Below are 25,057 nucleotides of genomic sequence, written 5' to 3'. Positions count from 1 at the left end.
GTTGCGTTAGGGTGGGAGCATGCTCGAGTCACCGACGCCGACGGGCGCGAGTGCCGCAGCGCAGACCCCTGCGAGCGCCGCGCCGCACGCCCATACCGGCCTGCGCGAACGCAAGAAGCAGCAGACCCGGCTGCGGATCATCGAGATCGGCCTGAACCTGTGCGACACACAGGGTTTCGACGCGACGACGGTCGAGCAGATCGCCAACGCCGCGGACGTCTCGCCGCGCACGATCAACCGGTATTTCGACAGTAAAGAGGACATCGTCCTCGGGCCGGTGCAGGACTTCGGCCAGGCCGTGGCGCAGACGCTGCGCGAACTGCCGGCCAGTGACAACGAACTGGAATCGCTGCGTACCGCGTTCTTGCAGGTGATCGACCGAGCCGTGCACGAACCCGGCGGCGGGCCGGTCTCCTTCCGGCAGTTCCAGCAGATGCAGCGGATCGTGCGCAGCAGTCCCGCGGTCAGCGCGCGCAGCATCGAGCACGCGGACAACAAGAACATCGCCATCGCCGCGGTGGTCGCCGAACGACTCGGCACCACGCCCTGCGCGCTGCCGGTGCGGCTGATCCTCGGCTCCTGGCAGCTCATCGGTCATCTCGCGATGGAATGCGGCGAGAGCATGTTCGACTACGACGATCTGCACGACGCCGCGACCGCGGGCCGCAACTCGTTCTGTGCGGCGTTCGACGAGTTCGTCCGGGTCTGCGGCGGCGCGCGGACCAGCACTTCCGGCTGAGTTCGCGGATAGGTTTCGGCCGTCGCGGGACGGCCGGTTATGATGCCCTCAGGTCATGAGTGCCAGCGCGAAGCCCCGGCTTGCTGGACGGCAACCCTCCAGCAGCGGTGGGGTGCTCCGGGTGATGACCGGGCTCTCGAAGGTCGAGAGCAAGCGCGCTTTCAGGAGGTTCCCGAAATGTGTTGTTGTCCTTCGCCCACATCCCGATAACCCTTGTAGTTCTGGCGAACAACCCTTTTCTTTGGAGCAAAGCTCATGAGTGATTCCACCGTGCCCGCGGCCGATATCGATCCCACCGCGCAGTGGTCCTTCGAGACCAAGCAGGTGCACGCGGGCCAGGCCCCCGACAGCACCACCGGCGCCCGGGCCCTGCCCATCTACCAGACCACCTCGTACGCCTTCCGCGACACCGATCACGCCGCGGCGCTGTTCGGGCTCGCCGAGCCGGGCAACATCTACACCCGGATCATGAACCCCACCCAGGACGTGGTCGAGCAGCGCGTCGCCGCGCTCGAAGGCGGCGTCGCGGCCCTGCTGCTGGCCTCCGGGCAGGCCGCGGAGACGTTCGCGATCCTGAACCTGGCGTCCGCCGGCGATCACATCGTGTCCAGCCCGCATCTCTACGGCGGCACCTACAACCTCTTCCACTACTCGCTGCCCAAGCTCGGCATCGAGGTGTCCTTCGTCGACGATCCCGACGACCTGGACCAGTGGCGGGCCGCGATTCGCCCGAACACCAAGGCGTTCTACGGCGAGACCATCGCCAACCCGAGCAGCGCCATCTTCGACATCCCCGGCATCTCCGCGATCGCGCACGAGGCCGGGCTGCCGCTCATCGTGGACAACACGGTGGCCACCCCGTATCTGATCCAGCCGCTGGCGCACGGCGCCGACATCGTCGTGCACTCGGCGACCAAGTACCTCGGCGGGCACGGCTCGGCGGTGGCCGGCGTGATCGTCGACGGCGGCAACTTCGACTGGACGGTGACCGACGCGCAAGGACAGCCGCGCTTCCCCGGCTTCACCACCCCGGACCCGAGCTACCACGGTGCGGTGTTCGCCGATCTCGGCGCGCCCGCCTTCGCGCTCAAGGCCCGCGTGCAGTTGCTGCGCGACCTCGGCTCGGCCATCTCGCCGTTCAACGCGTTCCTGATCAGCCAGGGCATCGAGACGCTGAGCCTGCGGGTCGAGCGGCACGTGGCCAACGCCAAGGCGGTCGCCGCATTCCTGACCGAGCAGCCGGAGGTCACCAAGGTGATCTACGCGGGTCTGCCGGACTCGCCGTGGTACGAGCGCGCGCAGCAGCTGGCGCCGAAGGGTCCCGGCGCGATCGTCGCCTTCGAGCTGCGCGGCGGTGTCGATGCGGGCAAGAAGTTCGTGGACGGATTAGCCCTGCACAGCCATGTGGCTAACATCGGAGATGTGCGCTCCCTCGTGATTCACCCCGCGTCGACCACACATTCGCAGCTGACGCCCGAAGAGCAACTGCTCGCCGGCGTCACTCCGGGTCTGGTCCGGTTGGCGGTGGGCATCGAGGGAATCGAGGACATCCTGAGCGACCTGCGGGCCGGTTTCGCGGCGGCGGCGACGTGACCTTGAGTACCGAACCGAGTTTCGCCCGTTCGTCCGGGGTGGCCCTGCCACCCCCGGACGGGCGGCTCGGCATCATCGCCGTCGGGGACGTCAAGCTGGAGAGCGGCGCGGTCATTCCGCAGGTCCATCTCGCGGTGCAGCGCTGGGGCGAGCTCTCCCCCACGCTGGACAACGTGGTGCTGGTCGAGCACGCGCTGACCGGTGACTCGCACGTGGTCGGTCACCCCGACGACATCCACCAGCTGCCCGGCTGGTGGGACGGGATGGTCGGACCTGGCTGTCCGCTGGACACCGACGAGTGGTGTGTGATCGCGACGAACGTGCTCGGCGGCTGCCAGGGCAGCACCGGGCCGTCGACCCTGGCGCCGGACGGAAAGCCTTGGGGCGCAAGGTTCCCGGAGATCTCCATCCGCGACCAGGTGGCTGCGGAAGAGGCGCTGGTTGACCTGCTCGGCATCGAGCGGCTGGCCGCCGTGGTCGGCGGGTCGATGGGCGGCATGCGGGTGCTGGAGTGGATGGTCGGCGCGCCGGACCGGGTCGGCTCCGCGCTGGTGCTGGCCGTCGGCGCGCGCGCCACCGCCGATCAGATCGGCACCCAGACCACCCAGATCGCGGCGATCAAGGCCGATCCGGACTGGCAGGGCGGCGACTATCACGACACCGACCGCGCGCCGATGACCGGCATGGGCATCGCCCGGCGCATCGCGCACCTGACCTACCGCACCGAGGACGAGCTGGATCACCGGTTCGAGAACGGCGCGCAGGGCGCCGAGGATCCGTGGCGCGGTGGCCGGTACGCGGTGCAGAGCTACCTGGACCATCAGGCCGACAAGCTGTGCGGGCGTTTCGATCCCGGCACCTACGTGCTGCTGACCGAGGCGATGAACCGGCACGACATCGGGCGTGGACGCGGCGGAGTGCGCGCGGCGCTGGCCGCTACGCCGGTGCCGTGCGTGGTCGGCGGCGTCGACTCCGATCGGCTGTACCCGCTGCGCACGCAGCAGGAACTCGCCGAGGGACTGCCGGGATGCGACGGGCTCGAGGTCGTGCACTCGCGCGACGGGCACGACGGGTTCCTCACCGAGGCGGCCGCGGTGTCCAAGCTGCTGACCGAGACGATGCGGCTAGCTCAGCAGAGCCGTCAGCCCACCAGCTGATATCTGGTCGGAAGCGCTACGCGCCAACGTCTTTCGGTGGTGCGCCGACCAATAGGCCGACGATGGCGTGCACGAAACCCTGGAGCCGTTCGCGCGGGTATTCGTCGGGCTCGCTGACCGCCAGCCGGCCGAGCATCTCGGCGACCTGGAGCAGCGAGTTGGTCAGCAGCGCGGAATCCACTCCGGCCCACCGGGGTTCGAGCGCGGTGCCGATGCGGACCAGCGCTTCGGCCTGATCGAAGATGCCCGCGCGCGAATTGCGCAGGGCCTCACGGTATTCGTCGGGCGCGTTGCCCGGCCCGGCCAGGATCAGTCGCCAGCGGGTCGGATTCTCCAGTGCCACACCGACGAACGCCTCGACCGTGGCCGAGGCCGCGACCACGGGGTCGGCGCCCATCAGGTCGGTCGGCAGGGTCTCGGCGACCTGTTCGAGGCCGCGCTCGCGCTCGCGTTCCAGCAGCGCCGCAACGAGTTCCGCGCGGGTCTTGAACACGGTGTAGAGCACCGGCTTGCCGACGCCCGCTTCCTGCGCGACCGCCTCCATGCTCAGCTCGTGCAGCTCCACCCGGCTCAGCACTGCGAAGGCGGCGTCGAGCAGCTGGGCCCGGCGCTGCTCCGGCGGCAGGCGTGGCGCATAGCGCCGGCGCGGCCGGTCCGCCGCGGCGCGCGATGTGGTCACTGCCGTTCCACCTCCATGCGGTCCATCCTGACAGCATCCCGGCTCGATCCCGAATCCTTCCGGACACAAATGCTACGCAACCGTTGTATTCATTGCAGGCAATTGCTACGGTTGCGTTGTATTCACCCCCGGTGCCGGGGCGATCACCGCAAAGGAGCACGTGATGCACTTCGATCCGACCACTCTGCGCCGGGACGACTACGGGTTCTTCGGCCCCGATTCGCCGAGCTGGAAGGTCTGGACCGCGCCGACCGCGGTCATCGGCTTCCAGCGCGCCGTCGTGCTCGAGCACTTCGACCCGTTCCTCACCGCGGCCGTGGCCGACTCGCGCGGCATCTACAGTGACCCGCGCAAGCGCCTCGACCACACCTTCTCCTACTTCCTGATCGCCGCGATCGCCGACGGCCGCACCGCCATCCAGGCGGCCGAGCACCTGATGCAGATCCACGCGCCGATGACCGGCATCGAACCGATCAGCGGCAACCGCTACAGCGCGAACAGCCCGGACACCCAGCTGTGGATCCACATCACCGGCTGGCACTCGGTGCTCAAGGCCTACGAGATGTTCGGCCCGGGGCTGACGCCGGAAGAAGAAACGCGGTTCTGGCAGGAGTGCGCGATCGCCGCCGAGTTGCAGACCTGCAAGCCGGAGGACGTGCCGCGTTCGCGCGCGGAGGTGCGCGCGTACTACGAGCGGGTGCGACCGCGGCTGTGCACCTCCGAACGCGCCGAGGAGGGCATGCACCATCTGCTGTGGACCTCGCCGCGCAACGGTGCCGGCCTCTCGTATTTCGTTGGCAGCAGGCTGCTTTCGCTGGCCTCGGTGGCGACGCTGCCGAAGTGGATGCGCAAGCTCGGGCGCTTCGATCGCTGGGGCATCGTCGATCTCGCGATGAAGCTGCCCGCCAAGGTGCTGGTCTGGGGCTTCAGCCGGTTCAACTCGTTCGGGCTGCTGGTCGCCGCGCCGTTCATCGCGCCGATGGCGGGGCAGATCCTGAAGGAACACATCAACGCGGCGCCGCCGGCCCGGCCGGAGACGGTCAGCCCGAGCGAGGCGCGCGCCCTGTACGGCAGTCGATCCGGGCGCGCGGCACTGGTCGCCGAGCCGGCCTGAGTTTCGGGATTCGCCCGCCGCATCGAGGGGTGCGGCGGGTGATTCACCGAATTGGTTTACGCCACAGCGGAATCCACGGCGGAGTCAGCGATTGCCTGCGGCCGCGCGGCGGGCCTGTTCGATCAGGTTGATGTTGGTTTCGATCCAATCGCGCAGGGCCGCAATGGGTGTGCGCAGGCTGTGCCCGAGTTCGGTGAGCGCGTAGTCGACCCGCGGCGGCACGGTGGGATGCACCGTGCGCGTGAGGAATCCGTCCGCCTCCAGTTCGCGGAGGGTCTGGGTCAACATCTTCTGCGAGATGCCGTCGATGCGCTTGTGCAGATCGGTGTAGCGCATGGTGCCCTCGGCCAGGGCGTCGACGATCAGCACCGTCCACTTGCCCGCGATGTGGTCGAGCACCTGGCGGGTGGGACATTTGGCCGAGTAGATGTCGGCGGGCAGGTCGGTGCCTTCGATCAGCGTGCGCACCTGTCCGAGTGTAACGCACTATTTAGTGCCCTCTTCCTATCAGAGCGCCACTCTCCGATAGTAAGAATTATGGAAACACAGACACTTTCGGTTCCCGCCGCGATCCGCGCCCGCCGGACCACCCGCCACTTCCAGCCCGAAACCGTTCCACCGGAGCTGATCGATGAACTGCTCGACCTGGCGGTACAGGCACCGAGTGCATGGAACATGCAGGACCGGTCGATCGTCGTGGTCACCAGCGAATCCGGGCGGGAGGCGTTGTCGAAGGCCGCATTCGGCCAGCCGCAGCCGTTGGAGGCACCAGTCGTCTTGGTCTTCGTCGCCGATCCGACGGCCTGGCAGGACAGCAATGCCGACATCGCCGAACTGGCCGGGCGCAACGGCGCGTGGAACGCGGAGTTCACCGCGATGTTCAACTCGCGCAACGAGTTCCGCGCGCTGCGGGAACGCGGGCTGCTCCGGGAGAACGCGGTCAAGAACGCGATGATCGCGGCCACCTACGTGATGCTCGCCGCCACCAGCCTCGGCCTGTCCTCGGCCCCGATGAACGGCTGGGACCCCGACCTGGTCAAACAGGCCATCGGCATCGGCGACCGCGCCGACCTGGCCATCGCGGTCCTGGTCGCCGTCGGCTACAGCAACACCACCCCGCCCCACCCCGGCCGCCGCCCTCGCAAACAGACGGTCTTCACCGAGCAGTACGCGGTAACCCGCTGAACCCCCTGCGCGTCAACGGCTCCGCCGCACACCTCTTGATTTCCCGCACACGGAATCGCATGCGATTCGGTGTGCGGGAAGTCGGAAGGTGTGCGGCTAGCCGACGCCGAGGGTGTTGATGGTCGCGGCGATGAAGACGATGGCGGAGCCGAGCAGGGTGAGGGCGCCGACGTCGAAGGGTTTGCTGCGCACGGCGAGGAGGCCGACCCGCGCGGTCGGCAGGCACAGCCGGAACGCGGCGGCCAGCAGCGTGGCCCCGCCGAAGAACAGCGCCCCGCGCCGCCACCGATCCTGCGCCACGAACACGATCGCCACCGCGATGACCAGCGTCACGACCACCATCGGCAGGTGGCTGCGCAGGAACTGGGAGCCCAGGTTGCTGCCTGCCCGCTGGTCCGCGGTGGACGTGTCGGCTTCGGTCACCCCCCGATTCTTACAGACTCCCCGTATTGCGCGCCCCCGACGGCCTCACTCGGCGATCGCGACGGATCCCCACCCTCTGGCCGACAGGCAACGGCAGGCCCGCGCGGCGGCGGCAGGCGCGCCTGACTGGCTGCTGCCCTACACGGCAATCAAAATTCGCAATCGCGGCCCCGGTACTTGCCGCCATCCTCCTCACAGCGCTTCTTATCGGCGTCTCTGGCGGCCTGGTCATAGTCCTTCGCGTCTTGGTAGCAACTCTTGAAGGCTTCAAACGTCTTCGACTGCGCGATGCAGCTGTCTACGTGGTCTATGCGATCGGCTGAGGCCACTGGAGCGGCAGCTACCCAGGCCCCTGCCGTCAGAACAGCAGCAGCGAGCAGGGCTGTGGTTCGAGCGCGATCAATACGCATGTAGTTCCCGTCTGTTGAAGGTGGACCAGCCAATCCGGTTCACGGTATCCCCACGTATTCGGACCAGAGACGATTCCGGATGGGAGTGTCACGAAACCCGTGGGCGGCAGTACCGGACAAAGACCAGAACCAATAGACGTGCTGCCCAGTTACTTCCAGCAGGGCGAACTGAGCTGCTGCGATGCCGCAGCTGACCTTGAGCCGGCTATCGATTCGTTACCCCCGATGTGGCTTCGCGGACTAAGTAACGAAGACTCGGTTCCGCGAACTGGAGCGCCATTCCATCGCCACCCCGGACCACGTCTCCGTTGTGGTGTACAAACCCACGAATGGCAGGGCTCTGGAGCATGTTCCTGATTGGTGTCTGAGTCCACCGGGGAGGCCGCTGCTTCCGCTGTCTGGATGTCTCCGGAGGCGTCAACAACTCCGTGGGCAAATCCTCCCGGAGCAACGTTGGCACACCAGCTTTCAACGCTCGGTGGTACTCCGCCGGAGTGACGACACCTTCGTCGTTGAACTCTCGGGCCGGCTGCGTGAGCGACCCACCAGAAACGATCCCATCCACCATGCGCCGCCCCAGCTGTGCGGCGATTGGGTCGATCTCCAATCGCCAGCCCGCTCCATCTGGCTGCTTCGACGCGACGTAGCCGAATGGAGCCTTGCCACCGGGCCAACGCGCCTCGGTACGAAGCCTCTGGCGCGACCCGCGCTGACGCTCCTTGATTGCTTCAGTTCACCCTCTGCGAGTCCTGCGATGACGCTGGCCAGCATCCGCCCCGCCCAGGTACCGAGGTCGATGGACTCGGAGCAGGAGACCAACGTCTTCTCGTGGTCGATGCACCAGCCGAATAGCTTGTTCAGCTGGATAGCATTTCGGCCGAGCCGGTCCAACTTCCAGGCCGCGATGATGTCCCACTCGGGAAGTCGATTGTTCAGCCATGGCCCGAGGTTCGGGGGTTTCGAATGGATCTATCGAGCCGGACACATCTACGTCCTCGGCCCAGCCAATGACCACATGCCCGTGGCTGTCGGCCCATTGCTGGATAGTCTCTCTCTGCCGTTCTATAGATGTTGACTCGTCCGTTGCCCGGGACAGCTGTAGCCGTCCAAGCACCCGGAGGGGTACGCCCGGTACTGACACCATCGAAAGGTAACCCATCTGTTGTGCTAAGACTGATGTTTCATGAGCCCGCGATCCCCGGGAATACCGGTAATGCGATTCGGCTGGTTGCGGGGACGGGGTGTGAGCTGCACCTGGTCGAGCCGTTGGGGTTCGATCTCTCGGAGGCGAAGTTGCGGCGGGCCGGGTTGGATTACCACGATCTGGCGTCGGTGACGGTGCACCGGGATCTCGCGGCGGCGTGGGCGTCGATTCAGCCGGAGCGGGTGTTCGCGTTCACCACGCAGGCGACGACGAGTTACGCGGAGGTGGCGTACCGCGAGGGTGACGTGCTGCTGTTCGGCACCGAGCCGACGGGGCTGCCCGCGACGGTGCTCGAGGACCCGCATGTCACCGCTCAGCTGCGCATTCCGATGCTGCCGGGCCGCCGTTCGATGAATCTCTCGAACGCCGCGGCGGTCGCGACCTATGAAGCCTGGCGGCAGCTCGGCTTTCCCGGCGGAGTGTGAGAAGGCTTGCCACGCAGGCCGTTCAGTGATCGATATCGAAGCGTTTGAAGCGCGAAGTAGCGCCGGCCGACAGGCGGACGGCGCTCTTCGGTACTCCGTAGTGCTCGGCGAGCAGTTCGATGGCGGCCCGGTTGGCCTTGCCTTCGACGGCCGGGGCGCGCACGTACAGCTGGAGGGTGCCGTCGTCGAGGGTTTCGACGAGCGGGCCCTTACGGCTGTTCGGTTTTATGATCGCCCGGACCGTTTCCGGCACTCTGCTCTCCTGTCGCCGCGCTGCCCGCGGGTGCCGTAACCGGCGCGGCCCCTGCGCTTTCCGCGGGCGCGGGCCGCGGACCCACCGGCGTCGATTCTGCCCGATCGCGCTTGCCGCGCCGCAGCACCGCGCGCACGATGCCCCAGATCACGGCGGCCAGCACCACCAGGAAGCCGAGCCACGGCAGCGCCTTGCCGGTGAACACGACCGCGTCCTTCAGCCAATCCACCAGCGAGTTCCAGCCGGTGACGATGCCCTCCCAGAAGTTGTCGGCGCGATCCTCCTGGGCCTTGGTGGTCGTGGTGGTGATGTCGATATTGAGCGTGGACAGCGAGACCTCGTCGTCGAGGTGCTTCTTCTGCGCGGTCAGGCTGTCGAGTTCGCCCTGGCGGCTGGACAGCGCCTGCTCGGCATTGAGCAGGTCGGCGGTATTGGTCGCGCCGGCGATCAGCCCGCGCAGCCGGTCGACGGAGGCCTGCAGCGCCTTGATCCTGGCGTCCAGGTCTTCCCACTGCATGGTCACGTCGTCGCGGTTGGTGTGCACCCGGGTGATCCGGCCGAGGCCGCCGAGCCCGTCGATGAACGCGTCGGTCTTGTCCGCGGGTACCCGGACGGTGAGCGTGGCGCTGGGATCGTTGTCGTCGGTGCCGGGCTGTTCGGTGCGGCTGTCCACCCGGCCGCCGGCCTCGCGCACCCGGTCGGCGATCTGGCCCGCCACGTCGATCGGCTTGCCTGCCGTCATCTCGACGCTGCCGGTGACGACTTCCTTACGCGTGGTGACGGTTTCACCGCCGGTGTTGTTCTCCTTGCGCGCCGGCCCCTGGTCACGCAGCCCCGGTGGCGTCGCCGCGGGGGCGGGCTCCACGGTGGCGTAGGTCTCGGGCCGTCCCGGTGGCGGCGGGACCCGCTTGGCATTGTCGTTGTTGCTGCCACAGCCGACGAGCAACGTCAGACCGAGCAGACCGATGCACAGCACAGCAAGCTTCCGCATGATTCGCACAGTAGCCGCTCGAACTGCGCGAACAGCCCGACATAACCGTTCTCTAGAGGGCTTCTAACACTTCTCTAAAAGTGTGGGCGGCCAGGTCATTCGCGGAGCCTGAGCTTGATCTTCCGGATCCGTGCGGCCAGGGACGGATGCGTCCCGTAGAGGCTGAGTCGCAGCGCGACCGGCGGGGGTAGCGGCTGGTCGTCCCAGCGTCGCAGGGCGGCGGCCAGTGCGCGGCCGTAACCGAGGTCGACCGAGACCCGGTCGGCGGCGAATTCGTCCCGCCGCTGCTGCGCGCTCCTGGTCAGCGGTTCCACCACCAGCAGGACAACGATCAGGAGCGCGGCGGGGAGTCCCACGATCGGCGTCAGCACGAGGGCGACGACGGGCAGCGACCCGACTGCCGCGACCATGCGGACGTACAGCGCCAGCGAACCGAAGATGCCCGCTATCCGACCGACCATTCGGCACAACGCCCACATGGCGCGGCCAGGCACCGCAAGCCAGGTGTCGAACAGGCGCACCCGGGGGTCGACGTTGATGTGGTGTCCGAGTTCGTGCGCGAGAACGGCTTCGAGGTGCCGGGGTTTGAGCCCGGCGAGTGCCGAACTCGTCACCGCGACAATGCGACTCGGCACGGCATAGGCATTCGGCTCGTCGGATTGCTCCACCCACAGCGAGTACGGCCACCCGTCCACGCCGGGCGCGCTGGTGACCTTCGCCCAGGCGGCGGCAAGGCGTTCGTCTTCGGGTGGGATCGGGCGCCGGAACTTGAAGGTCTTGGCGAATCGCGCGCGGTTGGGGGTGAACCAGGCCAGGTCGAAGAGCATGATCCCGAAGAACACCCATACCACCGCGGCGGTGATCGCCAACCAGATTCCCGCCCATGCCCCGAGGGTGAGAATGATTGCGACACTGAGCAATACCGTGGGCAGCGCCAGCATCAGCGTCAACCCCACCGCCAGGTAGTCGGTCGAGCGGGTGGTGGCGCGCTGTGGCGAGTCGGCGGTTGACGGCGCAGGCATGGCAGCTCCCCGATTGTGTCGAACGGGCCCGCGCTGGGCAGAACTCCTGATCGTACGACGCCAACGATCCGGTGAAAACCGAGTTTGTTCAGCGCTCAGCGGAAGTCGCGCGACTTCGAATCGACGCGCAGATCCATCCGTTGCAGATGTTCGGCGACGACACTGACCGCCCCCTCGGCGTTCTGCACGCGACCGCGGATGAGCAGGGCGGGAGCGCTCTGCGCCAGGCGGCGGAAGCGCGCCCACAGGCCGACCGAGCAGACGACGTTCACCATGCCGGTCTCGTCCTCCAGATTGATGAAGGTGACGCCCGCGGCCGTGGCCGGACGTTGACGGTGAGTCACCGCGCCGCCCACCAGAACTCGCGACCCGTCGCGCACGGCGAGCAACCCGGCGGCGGGGATCACGCCGAGCGCGTCGAGCTGCGGGCGCAGGAATTCGGTGGGATAGCTGCCCGGGGAGACGCCGGTGGCCCAGACGTCGGCGGCGGCCAGCTCGAGATCGCTCATGCCGGGCAGCACGGGGGCGGTGGTGGCGGCTCCGGTGCCGGGCAATCGATCCGGGCGTTCGCCCGCGGCGGCGCCGGCCGCCCACAGCGCTTCCCTGCGGGTGCTGCCCAGACCGCCGAGCGCGCCCGCGGTGGCGAGCGATTCCGCTTGGACGACCGTGAGTTCCACGCGTCCGGTCAGGTCGAGGAAGGAGGTGTACGGGCCCTGATCCCGTGCGACGATGATCTTTTCGGCGAGATCGTCGCCGATGTGCCGGATCGCGGCCAGGCCGAGACGCACCTGGGTGCCCGCGTGTTCAAGGGTGGGTTCGGCGCGGCTGGCGTTGATGTCGGGGCCGTGCACCAGGACGCCGTGCCTGCGCGCGTCGGCGACCAGGGACTGCGGGGAGTAGAAGCCCATCGGTTGCGCGCGCAGCAGACCGGCGCAGAAGGCCGCGGGGTGATGCAGCTTGAACCACGACGAGTAGAACACGATCGAGGCGAAGCTCTGCGAATGGCTTTCCGGGAAGCCGAAATTGGCGAAGGCGTAGAGCTTCTCGTAGATGCGGTCGGCGATCTCGCCGGTGATGCCGTGCAGGTCGCGCATGCCTTGGTAGAGACGTTCTTTCAGCCCCTCCATGCGTTCCGGGGAACGTTTGGAGCCCATCGCGCGGCGCAACTGGTCGGCCTCGGTGGCGGTGAAACCGGCGATGTCGACAGCCATCTGCATGAGCTGTTCCTGGAACAGCGGGACGCCGAGCGTGCGGGACAGCGAATTCTCCAGCGCCGGATGGTCGTAGGTCACCTCCTCGCTCCCATTGCGCCGCCGGATGTAGGGGTGCACCGAACCGCCCTGGATCGGGCCGGGCCGGATCAGCGCCACCTCCACCACCAGGTCGTAGAATTCGCGCGGCCGCAGCCGGGGCAGCGTGGCCATCTGCGCGCGCGACTCCACCTGGAAGACGCCCACCGAGTCGGCGCGGCAGAGCATGTCGTAGACGGCGGCTTCGCGCAGGTCGAGCTTGTGCAGTTCGACAATCTCGCCGGTGTGCTCGCGCACCAGGTCGATCATGTAGTGCAGCGCGGAGAGCATGCCGAGGCCGAGCAGGTCGAACTTCACCAAATCGATGGCGGCGCAATCGTCCTTGTCCCACTGCAACACGCTGCGGCCGGGCATGCGCGCCCATTCCACCGGGCAGACGTCGGCGATCGGGCGGTCGCAGATCACCATGCCGCCGGAGTGGATGCCGAGATGTCTTGGTAGTCCTTCGATTTCGGCGGCCAGCTCCAGCACCTCGGTGGGGATGTCGGTGCCGGTCTCGCCGCCGACGCCGTTCCACCGGCTCACCTGCTTGCTCCACGCGTCCTGCTGCCCCGGCGAAAAGCCCAGTGCGCGTGCGGCATCGCGGACGGCGGACTTGCCGCGATAGGTGATCACATTGGCGACCTGGGCGGCGTACGCGCGGCCGTACTTGGCGTAGACGTGCTGGATGGCCTCTTCGCGGCGGTCGGATTCGATGTCGACGTCGATATCGGGCGGGCCGTCGCGTTCCGGCGAGAGGAAGCGTTCGAACAGCAGGTTGTTGGTGACCGGGTCGACGTTGGTGATGCCGATCGCGTAGCAGACCGCCGAGTTGGCCGCCGAACCCCGGCCCTGGCAGAGGATGTCGTGGTCCTTGCAGAAGGTGATGATGTCGTGCACCACCAGGAAGTAGCCGGGGAAGTCCAGCTCGTCGATCACCGCGAGCTCGTGCTCGATCTGCCGGTACGCCTGCGGGTTTCGCTCCGGCGGGCCGTAGCGGGCGGCGGCGCCGCGGCGGGTGAGCTCACGCAGCCAGGACTTCTCGTCGTATCCGGCGGGCACCTCGAACGGCGGCAGTTTCGGCGCGATCAGCTTCAGGTCGAACGCGCATTCGCGGGCCAGCGCGGCCGCGTTGCGCACCGCCTGCGGGCAGTCGGCGAACAGCCGCGCCATCTCCGCGCCGGAACGCAGGTGCGCGCCACCGGCCGGGGCCAGCCAGCCGGCGATCTCGTCCAGGCTCTGCCTGGCCCGGATCGCGGCGAGCGCCATGGCCCGGCGGCGCTGCCGCGGTGCGGCGAAATGCGCTCCGGTGGTGGCGATTACGGGCAGGCCGAGGCGGTCGGCCAGGGCGATGAGGTAGGTGTTGCGCTCGTCGTCCTCCGGGATGCCATGGTGGGTCAGCTCCACGCTCACCCGGTCGGCGCCGAACCGTTCGGTCAGGTCGCGCAGCGCGGCCTCGGCGCGCACGAGACGGGTACTGCCCGCATGGAGATCGTCCGCAAGCGCTTGCCGCAGATGGCCTTTCCGGCAGCCGGTCAGGATCTGCCACTGTCCCTCGGCGGCCGCGGTGAGCACGTCGAGGTCGTAGCGCAGGATGCCCTTCTCCCCCGCCGCCATGTGGGCGGCCGCGATCTCCCGCGACAGCCTGCGGTAGCCCTCCTGCCCGCGGGCCAGCACCAGCAGGTGCGGTCCGGCGGGATCGGGAGATCCGGTGCGCGGCATGGAATCCGGCGCATCTGCGTGCCCGGTGCCCAGCGACAGCTCGGACCCGAAGACCGTCGGCATGCCCAGCTCTCGGGCCGCCTCCGCGAAGCGCACGGTTCCGTAGAAGCCGTCGTGATCGGTGAGCGCGATCGCCTCCAGGCCGAGCCGTACGGCCTCCTCCACCAGTTCCTCGGGCTGGCTCGCGCCGTCGAGGAAGCTGTAGGCCGAGTGCGCGTGCAGTTCCGCGTACGGCACCGTCGGCCCGTCGGCGGGCGGCGCGGGCTCGGCCAGGTAGTCACCGCGCTTGCGGGACCAGGCCGGGCTGTCGCCGCCGTCGCCGGGGTACATGGCTTCGGGGTCGGTCCGGCCGGTCCGGCCGGACCGGCCGGACAGCACCCGCTCCAGTTCCGACCAGGTAGGCGGCCCGTTGCTCCAGCCCACCGCGGCTCACCTCCTCCGGACGGGTCAGTTGGTCGGTAGCGGGGCCGTGGAGCCCTCGGCGAGCGCCGCGTCGACCTGGTCGAGCCCGGCGCGGATCAGGGCGCCGTAGGCGTCGTTGGCGAGGACGTCGAGGTGGCCGCGGGCGATGGCCAGCTGCATGCGGGCGGCCTCGAAGTCGCCGACTCGGCGGTGGCTGTCGGCCAGGTTGAGATACAGCGACGGCAGGAAGCTGCGCAGGCCCTCGTCCAGCGGGATGCCGGGGCCGAACACCGCGGCGAGCGCGCGGCGATCCCAGAGCAGCGCGGCGGCCGGCGTGTCCTGTAGGTCGGCGAGGTGATGCGCAATCACGCAGCGGTGCAAGGGATCACCGCCCTCACCGATCTCGTCCCACAACTTCTCCAGCGCCTGTCGCGCCGCCGCTTGGTCCCCGCCACCGAGCCGCACCGCGGCAAAGATTTCCGCCATCCGATCGTCCGCCATGCGCAGAGTATCGCACATATGTTCGATGGATTTCGAGAGGTTGTTCGGCCCGTGTTCACCACCTCGACCTCGGCCCCGAAAAGTGACGCGTTCCACTTGGCGAGTAAACTTACTTCGGAGTAAGTTCATGCCCACCAACCCTGCAAAGGAGCAGCGATGAGTGCAGCATCCGCTGACGCCGGCCTGCCCGAGGCCCGGCGCGGCCGCCGCAACCGGGACATCTCCGGGCGGCATGTCCTGATCACCGGCGCTTCCTCCGGCATCGGCAAGGCGGCGGCGATCGCCGTCGCAGGCAAGGGCGCCACCGTGTTCCTGCTCGCGCGCCGGGCCGACGAGCTCGCGTCCGTGGTCGAGGAGATCAAGGCGGCGGGCGGCAGCGCGTACGGATACCAGTGTGACGTCACCGATTCCGACTCGGTCGACCACGCGGTGAAGACCATCCTGGACGAGCACGGCCACGTCGACATGCTGGTGAACAACGCGGGCCGGTCCATCCGCCGCGCCATCCACCGCTCCACCGACCGGCTGCACGACTTCGAACGCACCATGGCGGTCAACTACTTCGGCGCGCTGCGCATGACGCTGGCCCTGCTCCCGCAGATGCGCGAACGCAAGTTCGGCCACATCGTCAACATCAGTAGCGCGGGCGTGCAGGTGGCGACCCCGCGTTTCGCCGCCTACCTGGCCAGCAAGGCGGCCCTGGACAAGTTCGCCGAGGTGGCCTCGGTCGAGACCATGGCCGACGGCGTCACCTTCACCACCATCCACATGCCGCTGGTGCGCACCCCGATGATCACCCCCAGCGGCGATCAGGGCCAGCCTGCCGAATCCCCCGAATGGGCCGCGGCCACGATCGTGCGCGCCCTGACCGAACGCCCCAAACGCATCGACGTGCCGATCGGCACCTTCGCCGAATACGGCGCCCTGCTCACCCCGAAGTTCCGCGACCGCATCCTGCACCGCTACTACCGCGCGCTGCCGGACTCCCCCGCCGCCAAGGGCGAACGGGTCGAAGAAGCCGAGGACACCGCGGAACCCGTTGTGCCCGAACGCGAACCACGCCCCCGCTCGGCCGCGCGCCGAGCCACCGGCACCGCCCTCCGCCGCGCCGCCCGCTGGGTCCCGGGAACTCATTGGTAAGCCGGGCATAACCACACCCCGCTCGTGTCTGCTCAGTCGGCGGGTAGCTGGTAGATGGTGTCGACGGCTAGGGCGGTTACGGGTTTGGGGGTGGCGCCGCAGCTGGCTTGGCGGGGTGGGAAGGCGATGGTGCGGGTGGTTACTCGCCAGCGGCGGCCGTCGCGGTGGGTGACGAGGGCGGCGGCGGTCGAGGTGGGGTGGCCGGGGTCGGGGGTGACTACGAGGTCGGTGGTGGCGGCGGAAATCTGTTCGCGCACAGCGACTTCTGCGATCTGCTCGTGGGGCGCGTAGCAGCTGCGGCCGCGGAGGCCGGTCAGCGATACTGCGCCGCGGCGGGCGGCTTCGACCATCTCTTCGGCGGTGGTGGCGTCGAGGCGGCCGTAGGTCAGGCCGGAGGGCAGGAGGACCAGGGCGGGGGCGAAGCGGTGGCCGCCGGTGTGCGAGCACTCCCACACTTGCCCTGGGTATTTCGTGGCCAGCTCGGCGGCGACGGGGCGGCCGAGCAGGGCGCAGCACTGGTCGCGTTTTCCATGTGCGCACACCAGCACCAGCGGATCATGTACGGGCACACCGATTCCCGGTGGCGGGCCGTTCAGCAGGCGCAGGTCGAAGTCGAGCAGCTGGTTCAGGTCGGTGATCTCGAAGCGTTCACACCAGGAGCCCTCGGGGCGCGAGCTGGCGAGCAAAACCGTTCGGGTGCCGGTGAATTCGTTGCGGCCGGGGCGACGGATCAGAGTCGGTCGGACACGGGCGGCGGCGGTGCGGGCGGCCAGCTCGGGGGTGAGTTCCGGGCCGAGCACCTCGTCGCCGATCACGTCGCGACCCCACGCGCCGGGGTGTTCGACGCACAGCCAGCCGGTCACTCGGGTGGCGGTGCCGGGCAACGGAATCTCCGCCGCGGCAGCCGAACAGGGCATTCCCGCGAAAGCACCCGCAGCCTGGTGCGCGCTCGGCCCGGCCGCGCGCAGGACGTCGCTCACGCCGCGAGGAACGGGTGTACGACGGCCGCGAACGCGCGATAGCGGTCGCGGTGGATGCTGTGCCCGGAGGAGAAGGCGGTGACCGCGCAGTCGGGGATGGCGGCGCGCATGAGCGCGAGTTTGGCCGGGTCGACCATGCCGCCCGGGCCGCCGCGCAGCACCAGCGTGCGCGCGGTGATGTCGGGCAGCCGGTCCCACCACTCCGGGTTCGGCTTGCGGAACTGTTCCAGCGCGGTCCTGGTCATGGATCGGTCGAAGGCGAGCACCGCGCGCGGATGCCGGGCCAGGCTGCTGGTGGCGTGCCAGAGTTCCGGCACGCTCGGGAAGCGGCGGGTCAGCCGCAGTTCCTCGGCGCCGGACTGCAACGGCAGCGGGCACTCCTCGATGACCAGCCGACGGACCAGCTCCGGGCGCTCCTGCGCGACGCAGGACACCGCGTAGCCGCCGAGCGAATGGCCGACCAGATCCACCGTGGACAGCTCCAGGCTTTCGCACAGCTTCCGCACGTCGGCGCCGAATTCGTCGAACCGATACGAATCGGTGTGTGAGCTGCGGCCGTGTCCGCGCAGGTCGGGGATGATGACGCGGCGACCGGCCTGGACCAGTTCGCGGGCGAATCGGTCCCAGGTGTGGCCGTCCCCGCCCATGCCGTGCACGAGGACCACGGGCACGCCGGAACCCGCGGTCGCCCCGGAATCCCGGTAGGCGATCCGCACGTCACCGAAGTCGAGTCTGGTCACCGTGAGATCCACGATCTTCGAGAATACTGGGGATATTGGCCAACGGCCTGGAACTTGTTGCAGGGATCACCTGAGCCGAGCGCCACAGCGCAGGTCAACCGCCTGTCCCGGAAGAAATCCGCTGGCGATTCCGATCGCGCCGCGAAATACTCCGCGCATGCCGTCATTCGCGGACTACGACCGCCGAAACTATCCCACCGTCGATGTCGCCACCGGATACGACGGATGGGCGCCGACCTACGAGCAGACCGTCATGGACGAGATGGATCTCGCGCTGCTGGCCCGGCTGCGGCGACCGGAGTGGGCGCGGGTGCGGCGGGCCGCCGACCTCGGCTGCGGGACCGGCCGGACCGGGACTTGGCTACGCGCGCAAGGGGTTTCGCATATCGACGGGGTCGATATGAGCGCGGGCATGCTGGCCAGGGCCGAGGCGCGCGGCGCGCACACCACGCTCATCCAGGCGGACGTACGCGACACCGGACTCGATGGCGGCGCTTACGACTTGGTGATCGCGTCATTGATCGACGAGCATCTGCCCGAGCTGGCGTCGTTCTACGCCGAGGCCTGGCGGCTGGCCGCGCCCGGCGCGCGCTGCGTCCTGGTCAGCTTCCACCCGCAGTTCATGATGACGACCGGGATGCCGACGCACTACACGCCACAGGGCGGCGAGCCGGTGGCGATCAGCACGAACCTGCACCTGCTCAGCGAGCACGTGACGGCGGCGCTGGACGCGGGCTGGGTGCTCAGCGAACTCACCGAGACGCTCATCGACGACACCTGGCTCACCGCCAAGCCGAAGTGGAAAGAGCTACGCGGGCAACCGTTCACGATGGCGACGGTGTGGTCGCGGCCTCAATCGTAAAGCCCTTCCGCGCGCCAGATCGCGTCGTGATAGACAAGCAGCAGCACCCGGACGTCGGACGATTCGCCGTCGAGCTGAACCTGCGCGCGTGCGGTGAAAGTGATTGGGGCGTCACTGTTCTCGGCCGGTTCCGGCATCCACCAGCGTTCGTCCACCGGCCACGGACCCGCCCAGCCGGTCAGCCGCCACTGCCTGCTGCCCCAGCGCAGCCGCGACGGGTCGGCGTTGAACAGGGAACGCTCGGTGACCTGGATCGGCGCGCCGTCCACCGCTTCCAGATGGACCAGCGGAAGGCTGAGCAGCAGCAGCGCGGGCGCGGGTTCGGGCAGCCGGCCCGGCCACGGCAAGGCCGGGTCGGCGGCGGGGACGGGTTCGTCGCCCAGCGCGACCAGGGTGATCCGCTCGGCGGGCCCGCGCCCGCCGCTGAGCACGCCGACCCGCACCGCTTCGCCGCCGAGCAGGCCCTGCACCCGGACCAGCGCGCGCCGGGCCCGCTCGTCCTGCTCGCCGACGCCGCCCCACAGTCCGAGCTGGAGCGCGCCGGCCGCCACCACCTCCACGGGTTCCAGGCGCAGCAGGGTGACCGGCGCGGTGGGGCGGTCGCGCCGGGTGAGCCAGCCGTCCAACTGCCAGCGCACCCGGTCCGCGGTGCCGTCCGGGGTCAGCGGTTCCGCGCACCGCCAGATGCGGGAAAGCTCCTCCCCCGCATCGGTTTCCGCGAAGATCGATAATCGAGTGCAGGCCAGTCCGGCGTCCGACAGCTCGGCATGCAGCTTGGTGGCGAGCATGCGGCCGGCGAAGGCGGCGGCATCGACCCGCTCGATCGGCGGGTCACAGCGGTACTCCACGGTCAGGTCTTTGGGCGGCGGCTGCGCGGAGGGCGGGCGCTCGGGTTGCGCCTGCGCGCAGCGATGCGCGAGCACGGCATCGGCACCGAACCGGGAGGCGACCTCACCCGGGGTCAGCGCGGCGAAATCGCCGATCCGGCGTAAACCCAAGCGGTGCAACAGATCCACCAGGTCGGCGCGCTCCGGCGCGGCCAGGCTCGGCTCGACCGCGAGCTCGCGCACCGGCATCGGCGCGAGAAACTTCGCGCCCGCCCCGGCGGGCACGATCGCGCCGCGCCGGGCGGCGATCACCGCCGTGGACAGCTCGTCGGCGATGCCGATCTGCGCCTCCACCCCGGTGGCGGCCGCCGCGTCGACCAGCCGCTCGGCCGCCTCTTCTTCGGAACCGAAAAACCTTGCGGCGCCGCGCGCCCCGAGCACCAGCAGTCCCGGCCGCAGCACCTCGACCCCGGGCACCGTCGCGTCGACGGCCGCGACCACCGGCTCGAACAGCCGCGCGTCCCGGTCCGGATCCGCCTGCGCGAGAAACAGATCCGGGCACCGTGCCTGCGCCTCCCGCCGCTTCAGCCCACGCCGCACCCCGTCGCCTCGCGCGATCGCCGAACACGCGATCACCCGATTGCCGAAGAGCACCGCCACCGGCTGCGTCGCGGGCAACCGCGCCACCGCGGCGGCCGCCACGGCAGGCCAATCCGGACACCACAGCGCCAATACCCGGGCCGCGCCGTTCTCTCGGCTGGGCGCGATCACGATGCCGCGCGGCCCATCATGACGCGGTCTCCCTGGCCTCGACCGGCGCGGCGGCGCGCGAAACCGGTTCGTGTCGCGCCCATTCGACTCGGCCGGCGTTCGAGCGCAGGTCCAGCCGCCCACGACGCGGCGGGCCAGCCTTGCCGCGCACCTCGACCTCGAGCCCGAGCGAACGCAGCCGGCCGCGGCCGTGACCGAGGCCCGAGTAACCGGCGATCCGGGCGTCGAGGTGCAGGGCGGCGCCGGGCCAGCGGCCGTCGGTGACCACGAGGGTGGCGCCCTTGTTGCGGGCGCGGGCGGCGATCACCCGGGTGCGGGCGGGCGCGACGGCGCCGCCGCCGAGGCCGAGCACGACCAGGTCGAGCCCGTCGAGCAACACGGCGGCCACCTCCACCGGGTCCGGGCCGGGATCGGGAATCACCGCCAACCGCTCCAACTGAGCGCCCATCTCCACCGCGGCGAGCAGGCCCAGCCGGGGCACGCCGACCACCGCGGCATGCCCGCCGTCCTCGGTCACCGCGGCGAGCAGGCCGGCCAGCAGCGAACGCGCACCCGTGTAGGACACGACGGAACCCTTGGCCAGGCCGCCGCCGGGCAACAGTCCAGCGAGCGCGGCGGGCACCGCGAGCGACTCCCGCCGCAGCCCGGCGTCGAGCGGAATGCGCTCGGCCGCCGCCTCGCCGCGACCGGGGATGGCCGCCATTCTTCTGCGCAGCTCAGCCACCGTCGGCGGACTCTGCCGGCCTACCTCGGGCGGACTCGCATGCGGTTGTGCCCCCTCCTGTGGTTTCACATCCGAACCCATCCCTACCACCTACTTCCCACGATGGACCCGAGGCGAGCACCGGTTCAGCTATCGATCCGTATCGAATATACGTTCGATACCTGCTCAGTAGAAACCGACCCCCGGGTTCCGTCAAGTGCCCACTCCCGCCACCGCGATTTCGAAACGATGCCGTTGTAAACCGACGCCCGGTCTGTGCGCAGTCGTTATCCCGGCAGGTAAGAAAGAAAACCGGTGTCACAGTGACGAACACAGCCGACCGAGACACCGCCCCGTCGTATCTGTGCGGCGGGCTCAGCGGGCGGAGCGACAGCGCGCAGCCGCGCCGAAACGGCAACCGTTCGTGTCAGCAAACCCCGTAGGCCACCCTGTTTTCCGCTACCCTCGCACCGTGACCGAACGCGCTCGTCCCATTGTCGGCCCCGACTATCTGGTTGCCGGCCGCTACCGGCTGCAGTCGAAGCTGGGTGGCGGTGGCATGGGCGCGGTGTGGCTCGCGCACGACCGCCTGCTGGACCGCGATGTCGCGATCAAGCAGGTCATCTCGACGGCCGGGCTGGACGAGGCCGAGGCCAACGAGATCCGCAGCCAGATCATGCACGAGGGCCGGGTCGCGGCCAAGCTCTCGCACGAGCACGCGATCGCCGTCTACGACGTGGTACTGGAGGCCGGCGAGCCCTGGCTGGTGATGGAGCATCTGCCCTCGCGCAATGTGGCCAAGGCGCTCGCGCTGGTGGACACGCTGCCGCCGATCGAGGTGGCCCAGATCGGCGCGCAGGTCGCCGACGCGCTGGCCGCCGCGCACGCCGCGGGCATCACCCACCGCGACATCAAGCCGGGCAACATCCTGGTGGCCGACCGCGGTCCGATCGTCGGCATGGCCAAGCTCAGCGACTTCGGCATCTCGCGCGGCGCGGGCGAGCACTCCGACGAACCCGACGGCGTGATCACCGGCACCCCCGCCTACTTACCGCCGGAGGTGGCGCGCGGCGCGCAGCCGACCAAGGCGAGCGACGTGTTCTCCCTCGGCGCCACGCTGTACACCGCGATCGAGGGGCAGCCGCCGTTCGGTCTCGACGAGGACAGCGATGTGCTGGTGCACCGCGCGGCGATGGCGCAGATCATTCCGCCGACCCGCAGCGGCATGCTGACCGAGGCGCTGCTGCACATGCTCGAGCCCGCACCGCAGCGGCGGCCGACCATGGCCGAGGCCAGGGACGAAATCCTCACCGCGGCATTCGGTCCCGGGACCGGGCCGTACATCCTCGGCGCGCCGGTGCGCACCGAGGACGGCACGATTCCGGCCTGGGCGGCCCGCAATTCGGCCTCCGGCCTGCGCAGTCCGCACTCGACCCCGCTGCCTCGACGACCGCAGCGCGCGCCCGCGGGCGCCACCGCAGCGCCCGCGCCGCAGCGGAGCAAGCCGCCGCAGGCGAGCAACGCGCCGCTGGCGATCGCCGTCGGCCTGCTGATCGGCCTGATCATCATCATCGCGATCATCATCGCGGTGATGTGAACCGCGTCAGTCGATTCGGCGGCGGTGCGCCCACCGGGTGAGCGCGTTGCGGTTGGACTGCTGGGTCTTGCGGAGCACGTTGGAGGCGTGGGTCTCCACGGTTTTCACCGAGATGAACAGGTTTTCGGCGATTTCGCGGTAGGTGTAGCCGCGGGCGAGCAGGCGCAGCACCTCGAGTTCGCGCGGGGTCAGCGAGTCCAGTTCCGGATCGAGCGGCGGCTCGGGCACCTGCGACTTGCCGGTGAACGAATCGAGCACGAAACCCGCCAGCCGCGGGCTGAACACCGCGTCGCCGCCGGACACCCGGCGGATGCCGTCGGCCAGCTCGGCGCCCGAAATCGTCTTGGTCACATAGCCTCTGGCGCCCGCCCGGATCACCGCGATCACGTCCTCGGCGGCATCGGACACGCTCAGCGCCAGGCACACCGGTCCCTCTTCGATGCCGGCCAGCACCGCGACGCCGCCACCGTCGGGCATGTGCACATCGAGCAGCACGACATCGGGGTTCGTCGCCTTGATTCCCGCGATCGCCTCGGCCACGCCACCGGCCTCGCCGACGACCTCCATGTCGGTCTCCCGGCTCAACTCCGCCCGCACACCCGACCGGAACACTGCGTGATCGTCAACCAGAAAGACCCGCACGGCCACACTCATCCGCCTCTCCGCGTATTCAGGCCAGACCTAGGTGCCGCGTTGGTAACGTTGGCGGCTGGCGGTGATGTAGTGGCTAGGTTAGCCCGTACCCCACAAGTTACCCATGTCCGCACGAAATCAGCTGTCCGGCTTGCTCTATCAACTGCCGGCACAAGCTGTCCCGCGCTGCCGGAAGGGTGTCATGTTGCCGGAACCTCGTCGCCGCTCGGCACCCGCGCGGCATGGGGCGCAGCGGAATCCGCTGGCTCCGCCCCGTCCTGACCACCGGAATCCGTGCGCGGCATGATGATTCGCACCTCGGTGCCGCGGCCTGTGGTGGACAGGATCTCCACCTGGCCGCCGCGACGTTCGATCCGGCCGCGGATGGACTTCGCCAGGCCCTGCCGGTCCTGCGGCACCGCGGTGGTGTCGAAGCCGGCGCCGCGGTCGCGCACGAAGATGCTCACCTGGTGCGACTCGGTCTCGGCGAACAGGTCGATCTCCGGGACGCCCGCGTGCTTGGCGGCATTGACCAGTGCCTCCCGGCTGGCCCCGAGCAGCGCGGTGAAGTGTTCCTTCGGCAGGCCGGCCCCGGTCTCGCCGATGTCCATCGATACGTCGCCGACGGTCACCGGGGTCACCTTCACGCCGTGCTGATCCTCCACCTCGCCCGCGATGGTGCGCAGCGCGGCGGCCAGACTCGACTGGGCCGGACCGGAATCCTCGAACAGCCACTTGCGCAGTTCGCGCTCCTGGCTGCGGGCCAGCCGCAGCACCTCCTGCGGGTCCTCGGCCTGGCGCTGGATCAGGGCCAGCGTTTGCAGCACCGAATCGTGCAGGTGCGAGGCGATCTCCTCGCGCTCCTCATTACGGATACGCGCGGAGCGTTCCGCGTTCAGCGCCCGCATCATGCGCAGCCACAGCGGAACCGTCAGCAGCCCCGCGCCGACCAGCGTGACCGCCACCGCGATCAACGCCGACCCGAGCGAACTCAGATCGATCCTGGCCAGCACCACCACGCCGAGCCCGGCCACGATCAGCGTGCCGCCGGCCACGATGCGCGCCCAGGTCACCACCGACGGCCGCGCGGGCAGGCCGAGCAGCGACCGCGGGCCGTCCGCGTCGTACTCCCGCCACACCAGCGCCGCGCCGATGGCGACCACGATGATGGGCGCGATCACGCTCGCCGCGGTGCCGCTGAACAGCCACGACACCCCGACGGCCAGGCCGATGCCGAGCAACGCGAGCCCGATCGCCTGCCGCCGTTCGGAGCCGGACGCCTTGGCCACATCCGTGCCGCCCGGGGTGAAGATCCACAGCAACCCGTAGGTGACGATGCCCGCCCCGAACGCGGACAGCAGCACGAACGCCATCCGCACCTTGAATACGTCGACCCCGAGGTGATCGGCGAGCCCGCCCGCCACCCCGCCGACGATCCGCCCGCCCGAACGCCGGGCCATCCGCGCATACGGCGGCCGTCCCTGGTCCAACACCGGCGCGGGGCCGAAGCCGCGCGCGGCGTCGAACCCCCGCGTGGCATCGAACCCTCGGGTGTCGAACGAGGGCGCAGACGGGTACATGCTCTCGATAGTGGCACGACCCGGCGACAGCTAGCCATCAGGAATCTCCCTGATCTTCGGCCAATCAGCGGATGATGGTCTGACCAGGCGGCTCCAAAAGGATCAGGAGAATCTT

The 25,057-nt window shown here is 69.2% G+C and carries 26 protein-coding genes and 1 riboswitch; of the genes, 9 read left to right on the top strand and 17 right to left on the bottom strand.

The window, feature by feature from the left end:
• Positions 1-19 precede the first annotated feature (19 nt).
• The 3 genes from AB0M22_RS39865 (at position 20) to AB0M22_RS39855 (ending at position 3,489) form a co-directional block, all read left to right on the top strand.
• Positions 20-739, top strand: a complete 720-nt coding sequence (locus AB0M22_RS39865; protein WP_364737995.1) for a TetR family transcriptional regulator — start codon at positions 20-22, stop codon at positions 737-739.
• A gap of 51 nt (positions 740-790) precedes the next feature.
• Positions 791-901, top strand: a riboswitch (SAM riboswitch).
• A 93-nt stretch (positions 902-994) separates the two neighbouring features.
• Positions 995-2,332 (top strand): bifunctional o-acetylhomoserine/o-acetylserine sulfhydrylase, encoded by a 1,338-nt coding sequence (locus tag AB0M22_RS39860; RefSeq protein ID WP_364737993.1) that lies wholly within the window; start codon positions 995-997, stop codon positions 2,330-2,332.
• A 38-nt stretch (positions 2,333-2,370) separates the two neighbouring features.
• On the top strand, positions 2,371-3,489 hold the full coding sequence (locus AB0M22_RS39855) for a homoserine O-acetyltransferase (RefSeq protein ID WP_364738251.1): 1,119 nt from the start codon (positions 2,371-2,373) through the stop codon (positions 3,487-3,489).
• A 16-nt stretch (positions 3,490-3,505) separates the two neighbouring features.
• Here AB0M22_RS39855 and AB0M22_RS39850 read toward each other — a convergent pair whose 3' ends face one another.
• Positions 3,506-4,168 (bottom strand): TetR/AcrR family transcriptional regulator, encoded by a 663-nt coding sequence (locus tag AB0M22_RS39850; protein ID WP_364737991.1) that lies wholly within the window; start codon positions 4,166-4,168, stop codon positions 3,506-3,508.
• A gap of 163 nt (positions 4,169-4,331) precedes the next feature.
• Here AB0M22_RS39850 and AB0M22_RS39845 point away from each other — a divergent pair, with 163 nt between their 5' ends.
• Positions 4,332-5,282: an oxygenase MpaB family protein gene (locus AB0M22_RS39845; RefSeq protein WP_364737989.1), complete on the top strand. Its 951-nt coding sequence runs from the start codon at positions 4,332-4,334 to the stop codon at positions 5,280-5,282.
• An 84-nt stretch (positions 5,283-5,366) separates the two neighbouring features.
• On the opposite strand, the gene AB0M22_RS39840 is transcribed toward AB0M22_RS39845, so the two are convergent.
• Positions 5,367-5,750, bottom strand: a complete 384-nt coding sequence (locus AB0M22_RS39840; protein ID WP_364737987.1) for a helix-turn-helix domain-containing protein — start codon at positions 5,748-5,750, stop codon at positions 5,367-5,369.
• Between the two features lie 69 nt (positions 5,751-5,819).
• Here AB0M22_RS39840 and AB0M22_RS39835 point away from each other — a divergent pair, with 69 nt between their 5' ends.
• Complete coding sequence (locus AB0M22_RS39835) at positions 5,820-6,467, top strand: nitroreductase family protein (protein WP_364737984.1); 648 nt, start codon at positions 5,820-5,822, stop codon at positions 6,465-6,467.
• 96 nt (positions 6,468-6,563) lie between these two features.
• On the opposite strand, the gene AB0M22_RS39830 is transcribed toward AB0M22_RS39835, so the two are convergent.
• From AB0M22_RS39830 to AB0M22_RS39815, 4 genes are all read right to left on the bottom strand, one after another.
• On the bottom strand, positions 6,564-6,809 hold the full coding sequence (locus AB0M22_RS39830; protein WP_223885296.1) for a DUF3017 domain-containing protein: 246 nt from the start codon (positions 6,807-6,809) through the stop codon (positions 6,564-6,566).
• 230 nt (positions 6,810-7,039) lie between these two features.
• On the bottom strand, positions 7,040-7,300 hold the full coding sequence (locus AB0M22_RS39825) for a hypothetical protein (RefSeq protein ID WP_364737981.1): 261 nt from the start codon (positions 7,298-7,300) through the stop codon (positions 7,040-7,042).
• Positions 7,301-7,505: 205 nt separating this feature from the next.
• Positions 7,506-7,880, bottom strand: a complete 375-nt coding sequence (locus AB0M22_RS39820; protein ID WP_364738248.1) for a recombinase family protein — start codon at positions 7,878-7,880, stop codon at positions 7,506-7,508.
• Entirely contained in the window at positions 7,769-8,191 is a 423-nt protein-coding gene (locus AB0M22_RS39815) for a recombinase family protein (protein ID WP_364737979.1), read from the bottom strand. The genes AB0M22_RS39820 and AB0M22_RS39815 overlap by 112 nt, the downstream gene beginning before the upstream one ends.
• A 273-nt stretch (positions 8,192-8,464) precedes the next feature.
• Between AB0M22_RS39815 and AB0M22_RS39810 the strand changes: the two genes are divergently transcribed.
• Complete coding sequence (locus tag AB0M22_RS39810; RefSeq protein WP_364737977.1) at positions 8,465-8,929, top strand: tRNA (cytidine(34)-2'-O)-methyltransferase; 465 nt, start codon at positions 8,465-8,467, stop codon at positions 8,927-8,929.
• A 22-nt stretch (positions 8,930-8,951) separates the two neighbouring features.
• Here AB0M22_RS39810 and AB0M22_RS39805 read toward each other — a convergent pair whose 3' ends face one another.
• From AB0M22_RS39805 to AB0M22_RS39785, 5 genes are all read right to left on the bottom strand, one after another.
• Positions 8,952-9,182, bottom strand: coding sequence for a DUF167 domain-containing protein (locus AB0M22_RS39805; protein ID WP_364737974.1), 231 nt, complete (start codon positions 9,180-9,182; stop codon positions 8,952-8,954).
• Entirely contained in the window at positions 9,139-10,173 is a 1,035-nt protein-coding gene (locus tag AB0M22_RS39800; RefSeq protein ID WP_364737972.1) for a DUF4349 domain-containing protein, read from the bottom strand. Before AB0M22_RS39800 ends, AB0M22_RS39805 begins: the two co-directional genes overlap by 44 nt.
• A gap of 95 nt (positions 10,174-10,268) precedes the next feature.
• Positions 10,269-11,195 carry a M48 family metalloprotease gene (locus AB0M22_RS39795; protein ID WP_364737969.1) on the bottom strand — a complete coding sequence of 309 codons (927 nt, stop codon included), beginning with the start codon at positions 11,193-11,195 and terminating at the stop codon, positions 10,269-10,271.
• 95 nt (positions 11,196-11,290) lie between these two features.
• Positions 11,291-14,629 (bottom strand): error-prone DNA polymerase, encoded by a 3,339-nt coding sequence (locus tag AB0M22_RS39790; RefSeq protein WP_364737966.1) that lies wholly within the window; start codon positions 14,627-14,629, stop codon positions 11,291-11,293.
• A gap of 24 nt (positions 14,630-14,653) precedes the next feature.
• Positions 14,654-15,109 (bottom strand): hypothetical protein, encoded by a 456-nt coding sequence (locus AB0M22_RS39785; RefSeq protein ID WP_364737963.1) that lies wholly within the window; start codon positions 15,107-15,109, stop codon positions 14,654-14,656.
• Between the two features lie 156 nt (positions 15,110-15,265).
• On the opposite strand from AB0M22_RS39785, the gene AB0M22_RS39780 reads away from it, so the two are divergent.
• On the top strand, positions 15,266-16,249 hold the full coding sequence (locus tag AB0M22_RS39780) for an SDR family NAD(P)-dependent oxidoreductase (protein ID WP_364737961.1): 984 nt from the start codon (positions 15,266-15,268) through the stop codon (positions 16,247-16,249).
• A gap of 32 nt (positions 16,250-16,281) precedes the next feature.
• Here AB0M22_RS39780 and AB0M22_RS39775 read toward each other — a convergent pair whose 3' ends face one another.
• A complete protein-coding gene (locus tag AB0M22_RS39775) occupies positions 16,282-17,166 on the bottom strand; it encodes a sucrase ferredoxin (RefSeq protein WP_364738246.1) in 885 nt (294 codons plus the stop codon).
• A 59-nt stretch (positions 17,167-17,225) separates the two neighbouring features.
• On the bottom strand, positions 17,226-17,981 hold the full coding sequence (locus AB0M22_RS39770) for an alpha/beta hydrolase (protein ID WP_364737958.1): 756 nt from the start codon (positions 17,979-17,981) through the stop codon (positions 17,226-17,228).
• A 145-nt stretch (positions 17,982-18,126) separates the two neighbouring features.
• Here AB0M22_RS39770 and AB0M22_RS39765 point away from each other — a divergent pair, with 145 nt between their 5' ends.
• Positions 18,127-18,831, top strand: coding sequence for a class I SAM-dependent methyltransferase (locus tag AB0M22_RS39765; protein WP_364737955.1), 705 nt, complete (start codon positions 18,127-18,129; stop codon positions 18,829-18,831).
• Here the strand turns inward: AB0M22_RS39765 and AB0M22_RS39760 are convergent.
• Both AB0M22_RS39760 and AB0M22_RS39755 read right to left on the bottom strand, forming a co-directional pair.
• Positions 18,822-20,429 carry a DNA polymerase Y family protein gene (locus tag AB0M22_RS39760; protein WP_364737953.1) on the bottom strand — a complete coding sequence of 536 codons (1,608 nt, stop codon included), beginning with the start codon at positions 20,427-20,429 and terminating at the stop codon, positions 18,822-18,824. The genes AB0M22_RS39765 and AB0M22_RS39760 overlap by 10 nt on opposite strands.
• A gap of 16 nt (positions 20,430-20,445) precedes the next feature.
• Positions 20,446-21,132 carry a hypothetical protein gene (locus AB0M22_RS39755; protein WP_364738244.1) on the bottom strand — a complete coding sequence of 229 codons (687 nt, stop codon included), beginning with the start codon at positions 21,130-21,132 and terminating at the stop codon, positions 20,446-20,448.
• Between the two features lie 472 nt (positions 21,133-21,604).
• Between AB0M22_RS39755 and AB0M22_RS39750 the strand changes: the two genes are divergently transcribed.
• A complete protein-coding gene (locus AB0M22_RS39750; protein WP_364737951.1) occupies positions 21,605-22,729 on the top strand; it encodes a serine/threonine-protein kinase in 1,125 nt (374 codons plus the stop codon).
• A gap of 6 nt (positions 22,730-22,735) precedes the next feature.
• On the opposite strand, the gene AB0M22_RS39745 is transcribed toward AB0M22_RS39750, so the two are convergent.
• Both AB0M22_RS39745 and AB0M22_RS39740 read right to left on the bottom strand, forming a co-directional pair.
• Complete coding sequence (locus AB0M22_RS39745) at positions 22,736-23,383, bottom strand: response regulator transcription factor (protein WP_364737948.1); 648 nt, start codon at positions 23,381-23,383, stop codon at positions 22,736-22,738.
• Between the two features lie 179 nt (positions 23,384-23,562).
• Entirely contained in the window at positions 23,563-24,822 is a 1,260-nt protein-coding gene (locus AB0M22_RS39740; protein WP_364738242.1) for a PspC domain-containing protein, read from the bottom strand.
• Positions 24,823-25,057 lie beyond the last annotated feature (235 nt).

This window comes from Nocardia sp. NPDC051756, from assembly GCF_040681495.1.
GTDB lineage: Bacteria > Actinomycetota > Actinomycetes > Mycobacteriales > Mycobacteriaceae > Nocardia.
This window is presented reverse-complemented; position numbering and strand designations above follow the sequence as displayed.

Coding starts and splice junctions, on each gene's coding strand:
- AB0M22_RS39835 (WP_364737984.1), top strand. CDS start 5,820: ATGGAAACACAGACACTTTCGGTTCCCGCCGCGATCCGCGCCCGCCGG.
- AB0M22_RS39800 (WP_364737972.1), bottom strand. CDS start 10,173: ATGCGGAAGCTTGCTGTGCTGTGCATCGGTCTGCTCGGTCTGACGTTG.
- AB0M22_RS39755 (WP_364738244.1), bottom strand. CDS start 21,132: ATGGCGGCCATCCCCGGTCGCGGCGAGGCGGCGGCCGAGCGCATTCCG.
- AB0M22_RS39775 (WP_364738246.1), bottom strand. CDS start 17,166: ATGCCCTGTTCGGCTGCCGCGGCGGAGATTCCGTTGCCCGGCACCGCC.
- AB0M22_RS39745 (WP_364737948.1), bottom strand. CDS start 23,383: ATGAGTGTGGCCGTGCGGGTCTTTCTGGTTGACGATCACGCAGTGTTC.
- AB0M22_RS39830 (WP_223885296.1), bottom strand. CDS start 6,809: ATGGTGGTCGTGACGCTGGTCATCGCGGTGGCGATCGTGTTCGTGGCG.
- AB0M22_RS39860 (WP_364737993.1), top strand. CDS start 995: ATGAGTGATTCCACCGTGCCCGCGGCCGATATCGATCCCACCGCGCAG.
- AB0M22_RS39765 (WP_364737955.1), top strand. CDS start 18,127: ATGCCGTCATTCGCGGACTACGACCGCCGAAACTATCCCACCGTCGAT.
- AB0M22_RS39785 (WP_364737963.1), bottom strand. CDS start 15,109: ATGGCGGACGATCGGATGGCGGAAATCTTTGCCGCGGTGCGGCTCGGT.
- AB0M22_RS39845 (WP_364737989.1), top strand. CDS start 4,332: ATGCACTTCGATCCGACCACTCTGCGCCGGGACGACTACGGGTTCTTC.
- AB0M22_RS39780 (WP_364737961.1), top strand. CDS start 15,266: ATGAGTGCAGCATCCGCTGACGCCGGCCTGCCCGAGGCCCGGCGCGGC.
- AB0M22_RS39825 (WP_364737981.1), bottom strand. CDS start 7,300: ATGCGTATTGATCGCGCTCGAACCACAGCCCTGCTCGCTGCTGCTGTT.
- AB0M22_RS39740 (WP_364738242.1), bottom strand. CDS start 24,822: ATGGCCCGGCGTTCGGGCGGGCGGATCGTCGGCGGGGTGGCGGGCGGG.
- AB0M22_RS39795 (WP_364737969.1), bottom strand. CDS start 11,195: ATGCCTGCGCCGTCAACCGCCGACTCGCCACAGCGCGCCACCACCCGC.
- AB0M22_RS39865 (WP_364737995.1), top strand. CDS start 20: ATGCTCGAGTCACCGACGCCGACGGGCGCGAGTGCCGCAGCGCAGACC.